Annotated in this window: 12 protein-coding genes; 5 read left to right on the top strand and 7 right to left on the bottom strand. The window is 56.6% G+C overall.

Annotated elements, in window-relative coordinates:
- Positions 1-23: 23 nt before the first annotated feature.
- Together JEM67_RS06170 and cueR are read right to left on the bottom strand one after the other, a co-directional pair.
- Positions 24-1,793 (bottom strand): hypothetical protein, encoded by a 1,770-nt coding sequence (locus JEM67_RS06170; RefSeq protein WP_199636538.1) that lies wholly within the window; start codon positions 1,791-1,793, stop codon positions 24-26.
- A gap of 132 nt (positions 1,794-1,925) precedes the next feature.
- On the bottom strand, positions 1,926-2,336 hold the full coding sequence (gene cueR, locus JEM67_RS06165; RefSeq protein WP_199636539.1) for a Cu(I)-responsive transcriptional regulator: 411 nt from the start codon (positions 2,334-2,336) through the stop codon (positions 1,926-1,928).
- A 107-nt stretch (positions 2,337-2,443) separates the two neighbouring features.
- On the opposite strand from cueR, the gene copA reads away from it, so the two are divergent.
- From copA to ybaK, 3 genes are all read left to right on the top strand, one after another.
- On the top strand, positions 2,444-5,164 hold the full coding sequence (gene copA / locus JEM67_RS06160) for a copper-exporting P-type ATPase CopA (RefSeq protein ID WP_199636540.1): 2,721 nt from the start codon (positions 2,444-2,446) through the stop codon (positions 5,162-5,164).
- 169 nt (positions 5,165-5,333) lie between these two features.
- Positions 5,334-6,137 carry a TraB/GumN family protein gene (locus JEM67_RS06155; RefSeq protein ID WP_199636541.1) on the top strand — a complete coding sequence of 268 codons (804 nt, stop codon included), beginning with the start codon at positions 5,334-5,336 and terminating at the stop codon, positions 6,135-6,137.
- A gap of 228 nt (positions 6,138-6,365) precedes the next feature.
- The gene (ybaK, locus tag JEM67_RS06150; protein ID WP_004949396.1) at positions 6,366-6,845 is read left to right on the top strand and encodes a Cys-tRNA(Pro)/Cys-tRNA(Cys) deacylase YbaK; all 480 of its coding nucleotides are present in this window, start codon (positions 6,366-6,368) and stop codon (positions 6,843-6,845) included.
- A 35-nt stretch (positions 6,846-6,880) separates the two neighbouring features.
- Here ybaK and ushA read toward each other — a convergent pair whose 3' ends face one another.
- The gene (ushA, locus tag JEM67_RS06145) at positions 6,881-8,533 is read right to left on the bottom strand and encodes a bifunctional UDP-sugar hydrolase/5'-nucleotidase UshA (protein WP_199636542.1); all 1,653 of its coding nucleotides are present in this window, start codon (positions 8,531-8,533) and stop codon (positions 6,881-6,883) included.
- Positions 8,534-8,716: 183 nt separating this feature from the next.
- Here ushA and JEM67_RS06140 point away from each other — a divergent pair, with 183 nt between their 5' ends.
- On the top strand, positions 8,717-9,937 hold the full coding sequence (locus JEM67_RS06140; protein ID WP_199636543.1) for an MFS transporter: 1,221 nt from the start codon (positions 8,717-8,719) through the stop codon (positions 9,935-9,937).
- Between the two features lie 244 nt (positions 9,938-10,181).
- On the top strand, positions 10,182-11,873 hold the full coding sequence (ybaL, locus tag JEM67_RS06135) for a YbaL family putative K(+) efflux transporter (protein ID WP_013811796.1): 1,692 nt from the start codon (positions 10,182-10,184) through the stop codon (positions 11,871-11,873).
- Positions 11,874-12,074: 201 nt separating this feature from the next.
- Here ybaL and JEM67_RS06130 read toward each other — a convergent pair whose 3' ends face one another.
- From JEM67_RS06130 to htpG, 4 genes are all read right to left on the bottom strand, one after another.
- Positions 12,075-13,379, bottom strand: a complete 1,305-nt coding sequence (locus JEM67_RS06130; RefSeq protein ID WP_199636544.1) for an inosine/guanosine kinase — start codon at positions 13,377-13,379, stop codon at positions 12,075-12,077.
- A gap of 76 nt (positions 13,380-13,455) precedes the next feature.
- A complete protein-coding gene (hemH, locus tag JEM67_RS06125) occupies positions 13,456-14,418 on the bottom strand; it encodes a ferrochelatase (RefSeq protein ID WP_199636545.1) in 963 nt (320 codons plus the stop codon).
- A 191-nt stretch (positions 14,419-14,609) separates the two neighbouring features.
- Entirely contained in the window at positions 14,610-15,254 is a 645-nt protein-coding gene (gene adk / locus JEM67_RS06120; RefSeq protein ID WP_199636546.1) for an adenylate kinase, read from the bottom strand.
- 202 nt (positions 15,255-15,456) lie between these two features.
- On the bottom strand, positions 15,457-17,322 hold the full coding sequence (htpG, locus tag JEM67_RS06115) for a molecular chaperone HtpG (RefSeq protein ID WP_062869874.1): 1,866 nt from the start codon (positions 17,320-17,322) through the stop codon (positions 15,457-15,459).
- Positions 17,323-17,426: the final 104 nt, after the last annotated feature.

Genomic DNA, 17,426 nt, shown 5'->3' with positions numbered 1-17,426 from the left:
TATTATGAGATCAATGTTGAGTCTTATGAGATCAATGTTGAGTCGAGAATAATGACTTTCGACTTATCCGGATACTTCACGTTCCACGGCAGACTGTCCGCAGGGTAGTGATCGAGGGTTAATTGTGCGTCCGTACCTCGAATACTCGGCAGAACCGTTGTATTTCCTTTTATCTGCCAGGTTTTAACGTGAGATTCACCCTCACCAAATAATTTAACTGCAGAATCGATGGCATCAGACGTTTGTTGAATAGTCAGATTCTGCGGCAACAGAGTAACGGCAGCTGTAGTTTGCAAGCAAACGGCCTTGCTGTTATTCACCTCCAGATTTTCAATGGAGGCGTTAGCACTCATCAGCACTACCGGCATAATGTTATTTGCCAACGGGCTGTTAAAAACCAAACTGCCGATTGTCGCTGGTTTTGCAATGGAGCAGAGGCTTCCACCGTTGCCAAAGGCACTGGCATATTCATTAACCGTAATTTTATCGATAGCCAGCCCGCTCATATCAATATCTAGAGCCTTATTACCGATCAGACGTCCAAAGGTTACTTTGCCGACACGGCTATCCGACTGAACACCCGATGCGCTTAACCCCGGATGAACACGGCATGACGCAATGGAAATATTATCAATGAAAGTGCCTTCTGAACCGGAATGTACCTCAATCCCTCGAATACAGTGGCCCACAGTAACATTATTGACCCGATGTTTTTTGCCGCCAGTATACACTGCCGGTGCCCCATTCAAGATCGCGGAAGCATTGGTTTGTTCAAGGTAATAACAGTCGCCGGCTTCAATATTTTCACAAAAATTATTTACGCCGGCAACGATAACACCGCCACCGCCCCACACTCCGCATTTGACATCAATGACATAACAATCACTGGTTGTTCCATCTAACTGTTGATCCTGGCCTACAGCGATAATGGAACCGGAAACATAGCCTGGTTCGAAGGTACTTGCGGGGATCCCGGCGCCGGCGATAGTGACTTTAGTGACAATATTTTTACTGCCCTTCACCAAAATACCATCACCAAGACAATAGCCGCCGGTAATATTACTGACCACATTGTCATTATTTTTTACGACGAGTAAATTATCACGGCATTCATCAATATTCACATCGAAGGCAACAGATTCGCCCATCAACACCATACCATCACAGAAACCACGTACGGTCATATGATAAAAATAACTTTTATTTCCGGCGACGAACCCATTATGTGAGGAAACCTGATGATAAACGCTTTCCCGCTTAACCCAGCCATAGAGCCTGCCACCAAACATTTCTACGCCACGTAAGTAATCATATATTTCTGCTGTTGGGGTTTTATTGGCGAAGAAGGGTTTCAGATGACCAGCCTTGGCTTTGATTGTCGCGCCATTCAGGTTAATCACCTTCCTGGCATCTGTACCGTCTTTGATCCGCACGGTGTCAGACGTCATATAGGTCGCGCCCTGCTGGCAGACCGTGCTGTAAGGTGTTACAAAGGCCGCCGTCAGCGCGGCCGTATCGTCTGATACGCCATCACCACGTGCGCCAAACATATTCGGCGAGACGAATGAATTCATGTCGAGGACGCGTACCCATGTCCATTGCGTGTCAGGTTTTATATAAATGCCGCCGTCATCGATAAGGCCGGTATCGCCTGAAGCCTTAAAAGTGCCGCCGCCAGATTGCAGCCGGTCATTTCCACTCCATCCGGAGTAATAGGCCGTAACCTCAATCAGATCGCCTGCAAAAGCCGGGATGATGGTGCGTAATGTTGCGATATCTGGACAAGTATTCATAATAAACGCCTCTTGGTTGTGTGCTCTCAATGGAGAGAGCCACTTTAAAAGACGATTCGTTCAGCAAGAAAAGGTCCCGGGTGTGCCAGGCATCAATGGGTATAGCCCTTATCAATCGGGGTCCGGCCTCTATTACGATGCTTTGGCATGATGGCAGCAACCGGCCAGGTTATTAATAATGGGGCATTCCGCCCCGTCATCGCCCGGGCATTCGTTAGCCAGCGCCAGCAGGCGCTGGCGCATCTCGCCCAACTCACTGATGTGCTTTTCAATATCCACCACTTTTTGCAGCGTGCGCGCTTTGACATCGGCGCTATGCCGGGCCGGATCGTTGAACAGCGCCACCAGCTCACGGCACTCGTCCAGGTTAAAGCCCACCAGCCGCGCCTGGCGCAGCAGCGTCAGCTCTTCGATATGCTTCGGGTTATAGCTGCGGTAACCGTTATCGGTACGGATCGGCGCGGTAACCAGCCCTTTCTCTTCATAAAAGCGGATCGCCTTGCTGGTTAAACCGGTTTTTTTCGCCACGTCGCTGATATTCATTTTCACTCCTTGACCTTCCCCTTGCTGGAAGGTTTAACCTTCATTCTTAGTGAAAATAGGCTAAGCGGTCAACCTTTAAACACCGCACTTGAGCGAGGAACCGAATCATGTCACAAACCACCGTGCTGGCGTTGCAGGGGCTAACCTGCATGAACTGCGCGCAACGGGTGAAAAAAGCCCTGGAAAGCCGCAACGATGTCGAACAGGCAGAGGTCAACGTCCATTACGCCAGAGTCACCGGCGATGCGCCGAGCCAGGCGCTGATCGACAGCGTGATCGCCGCCGGTTACCAGGCTGCCGTAGCGCAACGGCCGGATACCGAACTGCAGCTGAGCGGCCTGAGCTGCATGCACTGCGCCGCCAGCACCCGTAAAGCGCTGGAGGCGGTACCGGGCGTGATCGCGGCCGACGTCGGCATCGAGTCGGCCAAGGTCTATGGCGATGCCGCTCCCGAGGCATTGATCGCCGCAGTAGAGGAAGCCGGTTATCACGCCAGCGTCAATGGAGCCGCCGTTCTCCCAAAAACTGAGCCGTTGACTGAATCAGCCCCTGATTTGCCGGAACCCCAGGCAGCGGCCCCCTCTTCCCTTCCGGTAACTCGCCACAGCGACGATGATGACAGCGTTCAACTGCTGCTCAGCGGCATGAGTTGCGCAAGCTGTGTCAGTAAAGTCCAAACCGCGCTGCAAAGCGTGCCCGGCGTCGAACAGGCGCGGGTCAATCTGGCGGAACGCAGCGCGTTGATTACCGGCGATGCCGATCCGCAGGCGCTGGTGGCGGCGGTGGAGAAAGCCGGCTACGGCGCGGAAATGATCCAGGACGAAACCGAACGCCGCGAGCGCCAACAGCAAACCGCACAGGCCAACATGAAGCGCTTCCGCTGGCAGGCGGCGCTCGGCCTGGCACTGGGTATTCCGCTGATGGCCTGGGGGCTGTTTGGCGGCAGTATGTCGCTGACACCGGAAACCCAACGCCCGTGGCTGTGGGTTGGTCTGATCACGCTGGCGGTGATGGCGTTCGCCGGCGGGCATTTTTACCGCAACGCCTGGCGCGCACTGCGCAACGGCAGCGCCACCATGGATACGCTGGTCGCACTCGGCACCGGCGCCGCCTGGCTGTATTCGATCAGCGTCAACCTGTGGCCGGATTTCTTCCCGATGGAGGCGCGGCACCTGTATTACGAGGCCAGCGCCATGATCATCGGCCTGATCAACCTCGGCCATGCGCTGGAACAGCGGGCGCGCCAGCGTTCGTCACAGGCGCTGGAGCGGCTGCTGGACCTGACGCCGCCGACGGCGCGGCTGGTGACCGACGACGGCGAGAAAACCATTGCGCTGGCGCAGGTGCAGCTTGGCATGACGCTGCGCCTGACCACCGGCGATCGTATTCCGGTGGACGGCGAAATTGTGCAGGGCGAAGTGTGGCTGGACGAAGCCATGCTGACCGGCGAAGCCGTGCCGCAGCAGAAAGGCGTTGGCGATACGGTGCACGCCGGTACGGTGGTGGATGACGGCAGCGTGCTGTTTCGCGCCGGCGCTATCGGCAGCAAAACCACGCTGGCGCGAATCATCAAACTGGTGCGCCAGGCGCAGAGCAGCAAACCGGAGATTGGCAAACTGGCGGACCGCATTTCTGCAGTGTTCGTGCCGGTGGTGGTGGCCATCGCCCTGTTCAGCGCGGCGATCTGGTATTTCTTCGGCCCGCAGCCGCAGTTGGTTTACACGCTGGTGATCGCCACTACGGTATTGATCATTGCCTGCCCTTGCGCGCTGGGCTTGGCAACGCCGATGTCGATCATCTCCGGCGTTGGTCGTGCGGCCGAGTTCGGCGTGCTGGTGCGCGACGCCGATGCGTTGCAGCAGGCCAGCACCCTGGATACGCTGGTGTTCGATAAAACCGGCACCCTGACCGAGGGGCAGCCGCGCGTAGTGGAGATTTTCACCTTCAATCAGATCGGCGAGCAGCAGGCGCTGCGCTGGGCCGCGGCGCTGGAACAAGGTGCCAGCCACCCCTTGGCGCGTGCCATCGTTGAGCACGCCGCCGGGCAAGCGCTACCGTCGGTTGAACAGTTCCGGACCCTGCGCGGTGCCGGCGTCAGCGGCGAAGTGGACGGTGTGAAGCTGCTGCTGGGCAACGCCGCACTGTTGCAACAGCACCAGGTGGCAACCGCAGCGCTGGAAGCGCAGATGCAGCAACAGGCCGAGCGCGGCATTACGCCGGTGCTGCTGGCAGCCAACGGGCAGCCGGCTGCGCTGATCGCCATCCGTGATCCGCTGCGCAGCGACAGCATTGAAGCACTACAGCGTTTGCATCGTCAGGGCTATCAACTGGTGATGCTGACCGGTGACAACCCGGTGACCGCCAACGCCATTGCCAAAGAGGCCGGCATCGACCGGGTCATCGCCGGCGTACTGCCGGACGGCAAGGCCGAGGCGATCAAACAGCTGCAGGCGCAGGGCCACCGCGTGGCAATGGTTGGCGATGGCATCAACGACGCCCCGGCACTGGCGCAAGCCGATGTGGGCATCGCGATGGGCGGCGGCAGCGATATCGCTATCGAAACCGCCGCCATCACCCTGATGCGTCACAGCCTGAACGGCGTCGCCGACGCGCTGGAACTGTCGAAGGCCACGTTGCGCAACATGAAGCAGAACCTGCTCGGGGCATTCATTTACAACACGCTCGGCATTCCCATCGCCGCCGGGGTGCTATATCCGTTGACCGGCACTCTGCTCAGCCCGGTAGTGGCGGGCGCGGCAATGGCACTGTCTTCCATTACCGTAGTCAGTAACGCCAACCGGCTGCTGCGTTTTAAACCGAAACGCTGAATGCCACAGCGGGGCGTAAATCCTTACGCCCCGCTTCCTTTGGGATAATTCCTTCACTCTTCAGGCTTTCTTGTGCGCCGGATAGCGTTTAGCATGGCATAAACGCGCTACCCGCCAGAGGCCAGACCATCGTCTGCAAACTCGCGGGGAAAATAAGGAACCACGCTGTATGGGTAAGCTATTACGCCGCCTGGCCGCCTTTCTCGGCATTATTTCTCCGATGACCTACGCCTACCCGGCGCTGGATATCCGGCTGCCCGGCGATCGGCAATTCCATCTGGTGGGCAGCATTCATATGGGCACGGTGGATATGTCGCCGCTGCCGGCCACGCTGGCGACCCGCCTGAAACAGGCTGATGCCCTGATTGTCGAAGCCGATATCACCGGCTCCGCCTCGCCGTTTGGCCAGGCCGACCCACAGCCCGGCCTGGCGGAGCGCCTTTCCGATACCGAGTTTCAGCAGTTATTGGTCCTGTGCCAGGAACTGGGCACCGATGCAGAGGTGTTCTCGACCCTCCCCGGCTGGCAGGTGGCACTGACGATGCAGGCTCGTCAGGCTCAGCGACTGGGGCTGCGCGCCGAGTACGGCGTGGACTACCAACTGTTGCAGGCCGCCAGGCAACAACACAAAAAGGTGATTGAGCTGGAAGGCGCGGAACAGCAGATGGCGATGCTGGAACAGTTGCCGGAAGGCGGTATGGCGCTGCTGCGCGATACGCTGGAGCACTGGCACACCAACGCGCGGCTGCTGCAAACCATGGTGAGCTGGTGGCTTGACGCGAAACCCAACGGCGCGCTGGAAACCCTGCCCGCCACCTTCAGCGCCGATCTGTACGACGTGCTGATGCATCGGCGCAACCGGGACTGGCAGCAGAAACTGGAGGCCTTACCGGCCGGTAACTACGTGGTGGCGGTGGGCGCACTGCATCTGTACGGCGAAGATAATCTGCCGGCGATGCTTCAGGCGCAGTAAAAAAAGTGGCCAATATCGCTACTGGCCAGTCAAAGAGGAATTTCTTGTATTTTAGTTATACGCATAGCAACCGTGTTAACGGTTACAATAGACAGGGTAGCAACCCAGTGAACACCTTGGCAACCCGCTTTATGTAACAGTGGCTCAGGTTGCTGCCGCCGTTAGATTTTTGTAATTTTGTTGCTTCGCGTTGCAACTTCCCGTGCAAAGGGGAAATAGGAAAACAGTATGACGCCCGCAGTGATCCTGCTTGAAAAACAAAAAATCGCGTTTACCCTTCATCCCTATCATCACGACAGTGCGGAAACCCACTTCGGTGATGAGGCGGTGCAGAAACTTGGGCTCGATGCCGACCGCGTCTATAAAACGCTGTTGGTGGCGCTGAACGGCGACGCCAAACATCTGGCGGTGGCGGTAACGCCGGTCGCGACCCAGCTGGATCTGAAAAAGGTCGCCCGCGCCTTGGGCGCAAAGAAAGCGGAAATGGCCGACCCGCAACTGGCGCAGCGCGTAACCGGTTATCTGGTCGGCGGCATTAGCCCGCTGGGGCAGAAAAAGCGGCTGCCGACGGTGATCGACAGCCCGGCGCAGCAGTTCGCCACCATTTACGTCTCCGGCGGCAAACGCGGGCTGGATATCGAACTGGCCGCCGGCGATTTATGCCGCCTGCTGGCCGGCAGCTTCGCCGATATCGCCAAGCGCGATTAAGCTGATGGGGAGCCTTCCGGTTCCCCGATTAACGCTTACTGATAAACAATCTCGCCCTTCGGCTCATAGGCCGCCGCATCCAGCGGAGAGTGCTTCTCGATATACTGTTTCAGCACTTCGGCATCGATAAAACCGGTATTGACGTAGCCTGGCAGGGTATCCAGCTTCGGATAACCGTCGCCGCCCAACGCATTGAAGTTCAGTGTCGCCATACGGTAGGTTTTGTCCGCCTGCAATGGCTCGCCCTTGATCTTCACGTTGCTGACGCCCTTGCCGTCCGCCGTCAGGCTGACGTTGGCAAACTGCGCGTAAGCGCCGGAATCCACCTTCATGTTGGCGACTACCGCCAGGTATTTTTCTACCTCGCTGCCTTTCATCTCGGCATAGACCAGCGTGTTGCCAAACGGCTGCACCTTGAGCACATTTTTATAGGTAATGTCGCCGGACTCGATCGAATCACGCACCCCGCCTCCGCTCATCACCGCAAAATCGGCTTCGGCACGTTCCATTTGCGCTGCCAGCAGCACGCGCGACAAGTTGGTCTGAACGAAGCGTACCTTGCTGCGATCGCCTTCCAGCTTGCCGTTCACGCTGCCTATTTTAACCTCAAGCTGCGCCTTGCCCTTGTCCTGGAATGGCGTCAGCAGTTTCATCATGGAAGGATCTTCCTGAATTTGCTGGGTGTAATACACTCGCTCGCTGGTGCCGTCGGCTTTTTCCACCTTCTTCTTCAGGTTGACCGGGATCAGTTGATAATGCACCAGCTTCAGCTCGCCGTTGCGGAACTGGAAGTCGGCACGGCCGACGTATTTGCCCCACTCGTGCGCCTGCACAATCCAGGTGCCGTTTTGACGATCCGGCGAGCACGGGGTACCCGGCACGTAATCCACCTGTTTGTGGTTTTCGCCGGCCATACAGACCGGATCCTGCGAGTGGCCGCCGACGATCATATCCAGGTAACCCGCCGGCAGGCTGCGCGCCATCTCGACATCGCCCGGCGCGTTGGAGCCGTGGTTGCCGTCATCGTAATGGCCCATGTGAGTGGCGGCGATGATCACGTCCGGCTTTTCATCCTTGCGCAGTTGCTCAACCACTTGTTTCGCTTCCTGCGCCGGCACGCGAAACTCGATATCGGTAAAGTATTCCGGGTTGCCGATCTTGGCGGTGTCGTCGGTGGTCAGGCCGATAACCGCGATCTTGATGCCCTGCTTGTCAAATAAGGCATAAGGTTTGAACAGACGCTGTTGAGTGCTTTTCTGATAGATATTGGCCGACAGCAGCGGGAAGGTCGCCCATTTCTCCTGCTGACGCAGCACGCTGAGCGGATTGTCGAACTCATGGTTGCCGATCGCCATCGCATCGTAACCCACCAGGTTCATGCCGCGAAAATCCGGTTCGGCATCCTGCAGGTCGGACTCCGGCACACCGGTATTGATATCGCCGCCGGACAGCAGCAGCAAACTACCGCCCTTGGCCGCCACTTCCTGGCGAATGCTGTCTACCAGGGTTTTCTGCGCGCCCAGACCATACTCACCGTGATCGTTCTGCCAGAAATGGCCATGGTGATCGTTGGTATGCAGGATGGTAATGTCGTAAGTTTTATCCTTTTCCCAGGCGCTGGCGGCTCCCGACAGGAAAGTCAGGGACACGGCCAAGGCGCATGCGGTGGTTTTTAACGAAAAACGCATGGCGGCTCTCCATGATGAAAATGAACTGTTTTTTTGAGGTGGCCGAAATTGTAGCGCGAAACAAAGGCGAGTGATTTCAAATTTTTGCGATGTGCGTCAAATTATGTCGGATATGGTAAAAATTGAACAATTTGCCTAAGATAATCTGCTCTGAACTCTAAAACTTACCAGGCTAATAATAAAATGACCGACCGTAGCGAAACCGCCTTGCCGCCGGCCAAGGGCAGTGCGGTTAAAGGCACCGCTTTCTCGATCCTCGGCGCCATCAGCGTATCCCACTTGCTGAACGACATGATCCAGTCGCTGATCCTGGCGATTTACCCGATCCTGCAGGCCGATTTCAATCTCAGCTTTGTGCAGATCGGCATGATCACCCTGACTTATCAATTGACCGCCTCGCTGTTGCAACCGCTAATAGGCCACTTCACCGATAAACACCCGCAGCCTTATTCGCTGCCGATCGGCATGGGTTTTACCCTGTGTGGCCTGCTGCTGTTGTCGGTAGCCAATACCTTCCCGCTAGTGTTGCTGGCTGCGGCGTTGGTCGGTACCGGCTCTTCGGTCTTCCACCCAGAATCGTCCCGCGTGGCGCGCATGGCTTCCGGCGGCCGGCATGGTCTGGCGCAGTCGTTGTTCCAGGTCGGCGGCAACTTTGGCAGTTCTCTGGGCCCCCTATTGGCGGCGCTGATTATCGCGCCTTACGGTAAGGGCAACGTCGCCTGGTTCTCACTGGCGGCGCTGCTGGCTATTGTGGTGCTGTTGCAGGTCAGCAAGTGGTATCAGCAACAGCATCGGGCAACAAAAGGTCTGCCCAAAACCGCCGCTGCGCGGCAACCGCTGCCAAAACGTACCGTTACCTACGCTCTCGGCATCCTGCTGGTACTGATTTTTTCAAAATACTTCTACTTGGCTAGCATCAGCAGCTATTACACCTTTTATTTGATACATAAGTTCGGCGTTTCGGTACAAAATGCTCAGATACATCTGTTTGCTTTTCTGTTCGCGGTAGCTGCCGGTACCATTATCGGCGGGCCATTGGGCGACAAGATAGGCCGAAAATATGTTATTTGGGGCTCTATACTTGGCGCGGCACCTTTCACGCTTGTTTTACCCTATGCATCTTTGTACTGGACCGGTATTTTGACGGTGATCATAGGAGTAATTCTCGCCTCGGCGTTTTCGGCCATTTTGGTCTACGCTCAGGAGCTGATCCCCGGAAAAGTGGGCATGGTTTCCGGTTTATTCTTCGGTTTTGCTTTTGGTATGGGGGGGTTAGGTGCGGCAGTTCTTGGTTATGTCGCAGATTTGACCAGCATCGAATTGGTCTACCAAATCTGTGCTTTCTTGCCCTTGATCGGCATTATCACCGCTCTGCTGCCTAATATGGATCATAACTCGCAATAACCCTGCTACATCCCGGTTGATAAATATCATTCAGCCGGGTTATCTCCCACATAAATCAATGTTATTTGACTTATTCATTGATAAATCCCCTCTCTGGCCTGTCCAACGCGAAATCCTCTGCTTTTTCGCAAAAAAGCCAAATTTAGCTAAGCAAAGCACGCACAAATGCAATAAACTAAATGTATCTTTTCGTAACTTCGTTGCGTTTTCCCTCTGCCGCCATGCATAGCTAGAAGGAGTCTGGATGCATAATTCAACACCGTTAATCACCACTATTGTCGGAGGGTTAGTACTCGCCTTCCTCCTCGGTATGCTGGCAAATCGCCTGCGCATCTCCCCACTGGTAGGATACCTTGCAGCAGGCGTGCTCGCCGGCCCCTTTACCCCTGGATTTGTTGCCGACACCTCGCTGGCACCGGAACTGGCGGAAATTGGCGTGATTTTGTTGATGTTCGGTGTTGGCCTCCATTTCTCTCTTAAAGACCTCCTCGCAGTAAAACATATCGCCATTCCCGGCGCCGTGGCACAGATTGCCGTCGCCACCTTGCTGGGTATGGGGTTGTCTAAGTTGCTCGGTTGGGATTTGATTTCCGGTCTGGTGTTCGGGCTGTGTCTGTCTACCGCCAGTACCGTGGTGTTGTTGCGTGCGCTGGAAGAGCGCCAGTTGATCGACAGCCAGCGCGGGCAAATCGCCATCGGCTGGCTGATCGTGGAAGATCTGGCGATGGTGTTGACGTTGGTGCTGCTGCCGGCCTTCGGCAACATGATGGGCAATGACAATGCCAGCAGCAGCCAGTTGCTGATTGATCTGGCGCTCACCATCGGCAAGGTCATCGCCTTTATCGCGCTGATGATTGTGGTTGGCCGCCGCCTGGTGCCGTGGATCCTGGCGAAAACCGCCAGCACCGGCTCCCGCGAACTGTTTACCCTGGCGGTGTTGGCGCTGGCGCTCGGCATTGCCTATGGCGCCGTGAAGCTGTTCGACGTTTCCTTCGCTCTGGGGGCGTTCTTCGCCGGCATGGTGCTCAACGAGTCGGAGTTGAGCCACCGCGCAGCTCACGACACGCTGCCGCTGCGCGATGCTTTTGCGGTGCTGTTCTTTGTCTCGGTCGGCATGCTGTTTGATCCGATGATCCTGATCAACGAGCCGCTGGCGGTGCTGGCAACGCTGGCGATTATCGTGTTCGGTAAATCGGCTGCGGCGTTCCTGCTGGTGAAAATGTTCGGCCACTCAAAACGCACCGCATTGACCATTTCCGCCAGCCTGGCGCAGATCGGCGAGTTCGCCTTCATTTTGGCCGGCCTTGGCATCTCGCTCGGCATGATGTCGGAGCACGGCCGCAATCTGGTGCTGGCCGGCGCCATCCTGTCGATCATGCTTAATCCGCTGTTGTTCACCCTGCTTGAACGTTATCTGGCCAAGACCGAAACCATGGAAGACCAGATTCTGGAAGAAGCGGTGGAAGAAGAGAAGCAGATCCCGTTCGATATGTGCAATCACGCCCTGCTGGTCGGTTATGGCCGCGTCGGCAGCCTGCTGGGTGCCAAACTGGCCGAGGCCGGCATTCCGCTGGTGGTGATCGAGAACTCTCGCCCTCGGGTCGAAGCGCTGCGTGAACAGGGTATCAAAACGGTGCTGGGCAACGCCGCCAATCCGGAGGTGATGGATCTGGCAAGGCTCGACTGCGCACGCTGGCTGTTGCTGACCATTCCAAACGGCTACGAAGCCGGGGAGATCGTCGCCTCTGCACGCAACAAGCGGCCAAACATCGAGATCATCGCCCGCGCGCATTACGATGACGAGGTGTCATATATCTCCGATCGCGGTGCCGATCAGGTGGTGATGGGCGAGCGGGAAATCGCCAACAGCATGTTGAATATCCTTAAACTGGATACGCTGAGCGAAGAAGAGAAAATGGGCGCCTGCCCGATTTGACGTGAAAACCGGTATTCAAAAAAGGTCCGGCTTGCCGGACCTGAGTTTGATGACAAGGTTGTCTTTGAACCCGAGATTCCCGGGCCTAGCGCACCGAGGGGCGCTCCGGCGGGCAAGCCGCTACGACCCCTTCGGCACGCTCTCCCTAATAGCGGGCTTTGTCAGCAGTCTGAGGTCCGGCTTGCCGGACCTTTTGCTTTTTTATCGTTCCCAGTAAGACTCTTCCAGGCTGTCTTCCCGCTCCGGCAGGCCACGCGTCAGGCGCGGTGAATGCTGGTTCAGCACCTGATAACTGACGCGGTTGGCGTATTTGCATACCTGCGCCAACGAGGAGTAAGTCAGGTAGCTGCGCACATGCTTGCTAGAGTTCGGCACGTTATTGCGGTGAAAACCGTTGGCGGCGATATCATGCAACAACGCCGACAGCGCGCCGTCTCCGGCACCGTTGGTGTTCATGATTTTCTCCGGCCCGCCCATGTATGGCGCGATATGCGAATAGATGCGGAACGGATTTTCACAGCTTTCACGGCGCATGGCGCGGCTGAACTCATAACGGTTGAATTCGGCAATATGTCCCGGTAACAGCGGATGCTGGGTTTCCCGCTTATTCGATTCTTCGGTATAACCCGCCATATACAGACCATTTGGCCCGGCGGTGCACAGCACCAGATCCACCCACTCGAGCGCCATATCAGAGGCGGTCAAGGGATCGCTCAGCCCGGTCAGTTCCAGCGCTTCATCTTCGTTCATCGCCAGAATCGATACATGTTGCTTCAGGAAGTCGCGCCACCACTGCGGGTTATCGGCAATCACATACTTGGTGCCCAGCGTCAGCACCACCGGCACGTCGTATTTTTTGGCAAATTCTATTGCCTGCATGGTGGCGGCAGGCATCGGTTCCCCTTCCTTGCAGCGCACCAGATACGACGTCAGCACCAACGCCGAAGCGCCTGCGATCACCTCTTCCGGCACGCTCTCCGGTCGCAACTGGTTCATCTGCCCAGGGCTGATGGCGAAAGTGCGTTCGCCGCTTTCGGTGATCAACGTAAAGCAGCGGCCAATAGCGCCGTCAACCGCCTGCAGGTGGTTGAGATCGGTGCGGCTCGAGGTATTGCACAAATAACGGTAAGCGTAGCTGCCGATTTTGATGTTGCTGCACATGACGCCGAGCAGGACCGAGCGGTCATCCGCCAGCACCGAATAGTTGTGCAGGGTATTGCCGATGGTGCCGCCGGCGAACTGATGGTCGATCTGATTGTTTTCGCTTAGCTCCTGGTACAGCGCCTCGGCGACGTCATCCTCAATCACCAGGGAATGTCCCAGGCTCAAACCGTAGCGCTGGACAAACGCGTCATCCACTTTTGCTTCGATATCCACCAGCGTCTGGTCGATGCCGACGATATAAGAGGTGCTGACTTCATTTTCAGGCTGAACTTGCTGCAAGAGCGGATCGCGAGCGTTCACCGGAAAATAGTGTTTGGACTTACGTTTACCAGGAAATTTCATGTGATTGGCGGCAGTGGCTATTATCAGGCAGAAAATGTTAGCACATTTCTGCCTGATGGAGGGGGTTGTATGACGATCAGAAGCGCTGCGCCACCAGTTGCTGCATCATATCAATATGCGCCGGTTCGTCGTTCAGCGCGGCTATATACTCGAACTTCTCACCGCCGGCCTTGAGGAAGATCTCGCGGTTCTGCTCTTTGATTTCTTCCAGCGTTTCCAGGCAGTCCGCCGAGAAACCGGGGCAAATCAGCTGAATATGCTTGATGCCCTGCGCCGGCAGGCTTTTTAGGGTTTCATCGGTATAAGGCGTCAGCCAGGGTTCGCGGCCAAAGCGCGACTGGTAGGTCATCATGACCCTGTCCGGTGCCAGCGGCAGCGTGGCGGCCAGGGCACGCTGCGTGTCTTCACAGCGCTGCGGATAATCGTCGCCGAGGCGGGCATAGCGCTTGGGAATGCCGTGGAAAGACAACACCAGGCGATCCGGCTGGCCATGCTCGGCGAACGAACGTTCAACGCTCTGGCGCAGCGCGGCAATGTAGGCCGGGTGCTCGGCGTAGTCACGGATAAAGCCTATCGACGGCAGGCGGCGGTAGCCTTTCAGTACGCGAGCCACGCCATCCCACACCGCCGCACTGGTCGAGCAGGAGTATTGCGGATACAGCGGCAGCACCACCAGATTGGTTACGCCTTGCGCCAACAACTTGTCTATCGCTTCCGCCAAGCTAGGCGAGCCGTAGCTCATGCCCAGCTCCACCGGAGTGTTCGGCATACGGGCGGCCAGCGCGCGCTGCTGGCGGCGGCTGTAGACCAACAGCGGCGAGCCTTCGTCCATCCATACCGACTGATACAGCTTGGCGACGCGCGGCGATCGGAGCGGCAAGATCACGCCATTAAGGATCGGCCACCAGATCAACGGTGAAGTATCGACTACGCGGTCGTCACTGAGGAATTCCTTCAGATAGCGTTTTACCGCCGACGATGTCGGAGCATCCGGTGTGCCCAGGTTCACCAGCAATACTCCGTGTTTCTCTTGCTTCATCTCAGCTCCCCTTGATGCCTTACAGGCTAACCCCCCGTTCTGGGTCAGGGGGTTAACGTCAATTAATGGCGTCTATTGTAGCGGAAAAGCGTTTCACCGGAACCGATATCAGCAACAGGCGGCACCTCAGTCGCCAGATAAAAAAAACGCCAGACCTAAGGCCTGGCGTTATGCACAGCAATAAAAATCGATCAGCCGAGGATGGTCGCCAGTTCAGCGCTCACTTCGGTCACTTTACGGGTGCCGTCGATTTTACGGTATTGGGTGTGGCCTGCTTTCGCTTCTTTGCTGTAGTAGGAAATCAGCGGTGCGGTCATCTGATGGTATTCCACCAGGCGCTTGCGCACGGTTTCTTCCTGATCGTCTTTACGGGTGGTCAGCTCTTCGCCGGTCACGTCGTCTTTGCCTTCCACCTGCGGCGGATTGAATTTAACGTGATACACGCGGCCAGACGGCGCATGCACGCGGCGGCCAACGATGCGATCGACGATCAGTTCGTCCGGCACGGCGAATTCCAGCACATAGTCCACGTTGATGCCGGCTTCTTTCATCGCATCAGCCTGTGGAATGGTGCGCGGGAAACCGTCCAGCAGGAAGCCGTTACGGCAATCTTCCTGAGTGATGCGTTCTTTGACCAGTGCAATTACCAGCTCATCGGTCACCAGCTTGCCGGCGTCCATGATTTCTTTCGCCTGCTTGCCCAGTTCACTGCCGGCCTTCACGGCTGCGCGCAACATATCACCGGTGGAGATTTGCGGAATACCGTATTTCTCCATGATGAATTGAGCCTGAGTACCTTTACCAGCGCCCGGAGCGCCCAGCAGAATGATACGCATTGCGTAAATCCCCTTGCTATGTAGTTTTTATAAAATTGCGAAAACGCTCAACCATACCATTTCCGGGGGGGCTGGCTCAAGGTACGCAAGGAAATCGATTGCGGAACAGCACGGGCAACAGAGTGGGTAAAACGGGGGATATCAGGCAGAAAAGCGAAAAATGCGCCCCTAACCGAACGGCTAAGAGCGCATAAACCCGGGATTAGGCCGACAACAACTTATTCATACGGCGGATAAACTGGTTTGGATCTTCCAGCGTGCCGCGTTCAGCCAGCAGCGCCTGATCCATCAGCAGATCGATCCATTCGGCGAATTGTTCGTTATCACCCACATCGGATGCGCGTTTGACCAACGCATGCTCCGGATTTAACTCGAAAATGTATTTCACTTCCGGCGCTTCCTGGCCCGCAGCGGCAAACAGCTTTGCCATCTGGGTGCTCATTTCATCGGCGCCGGTGGTGACAATGGCCGGCGTATCGGTCAGGCGGTGCGTCAGACGCACGTCCTTCACGCGATCGCCCAGCAGCGTCTTCACACGGTCGACAAACGGCTCAAGCTGCTTCTCGGCGGCCTTCTGCTCTTCGGTTTCATCTGCCAGCTTGTCCAGCGCTTCGTCCGCCTTGCTGACCGACTGGAATGGCTTGCCGTCGAATTCGGTCAGGTAGCTCATCATCCATTCGTCGATGCGATCGGAAAGCAGCAGCACTTCGATGCCTTTCTTGCGGAACAGCTCCAGGTGCGGGCTACTCTTGGCGGCGGCATAACTGTCGGCAGTGATGTAATAAATTTTATCCTGCCCTTCCGCCATACGCCCGACGTACTCTTCCAGCGAGACGGTTTGCGCCGAGCTGTCACCCTGGGTAGAAGCGAAGCGAAGCAGCTTGGCGATGGCCTCTTTGTTGCCGCCGTCTTCTGCCGGGCCTTCTTTCAGCACCAGGCCGAACTGCTGCCAGAACTTCTGGTAGCCTTCAGCATCGTCTTTAGCCAGTTTTTCCAGCATCTGCAGTACGCGCTTGGTCAACGCACCGCGCAGGTTTTGCGTCACGCGGCTGTCTTGCAGGATTTCACGCGAGACGTTCAACGGCAGATCGTTGGAATCTATCAGGCCACGCACGAAGCGCAGGTAGTTCGGCATGAACTGCTCGGCGTCGTCCATGATAAACACGCGCTGCACGTACAGCTTCAGGCCGTGTTTATGATCGCGGTTCCACATGTCCCACGGAGCCTGCGCCGGGATATACAGCAGGCTGGTGTATTCCTGCTTGCCTTCTACCCGGTTGTGGCTCCAGCTCAGCGGATCGGTAAAGTCGTGAGCGATGTGTTTGTAGAACTCTTTGTACTCTTCGTCGGTGACGTCCGCCTTGCTGCGGGTCCACAGGGCCTGCGCCTTGTTGATTTTTTCCCAGGTGACGGTGCCGTCTTCTTCGTTTTTGCTTTCAATTTCAACCGGCAGCGCGATGTGATCGGAGTATTTGCCAATCACCGAGCGCAGACGCCAGGCATCGAGGTATTCATCTTCGCCTTCGCGCAGATGCAAGGTGATCTCGGTGCCGCGATCTTCTTTGGTGTCATCGGCAATAGTGTAATCGCCTTCGCCGACAGACTCCCAGAACACGCCCTGATCCGCCGCTGCGCCAGCGGCACGGGTGCGCACGGTGACTTTATCCGCCACGATGAACGCCGAATAGAAACCGACGCCGAACTGGCCGATCAACTGGCTGTCTTTGGCCTGGTCGGAACCGATAGATTCCAGGAATGATTTAGTGCCTGATTTGGCGATGGTGCCGAGGTTCTCAATCACTTCATCGCGGCTCATGCCGATGCCGTTATCGGCGATGGTCAGCGTGCGCTGATCTTTATCGAAGGATAGGCGCACACGCAGCTCGCCGTCGCCTTCATACAACTCAGGCGCAGACAGCGCGCGGAAGCGCAACTTGTCGGCGGCGTCTGAGGCGTTGGAGATCAGCTCGCGCAGGAAAATTTCTTTATTGGAGTACAGCGAATGAATCATCAAATGAAGCAGTTGTTTTACTTCAGACTGGAAACCGCGGGTTTCTTGACCTTTCATACTCAGATTACCTCAAAGACAGTGGCTATCAAAATCGGACAATGAGGAATAAGTGGGGACAAGCGTGTTGTTTTTCAAGCGGCTGGCGGGAAATTTTTGCGGGG

Source organism: Serratia sp. PAMC26656 (genome assembly GCF_016469055.2).
In the GTDB taxonomy this organism is placed as follows: Bacteria; Pseudomonadota; Gammaproteobacteria; order Enterobacterales; family Enterobacteriaceae; genus Serratia; species Serratia plymuthica.
The sequence above is the reverse complement of the archived record's forward strand: the minus strand, read 5'-3'. Positions and strand labels throughout refer to the sequence as shown.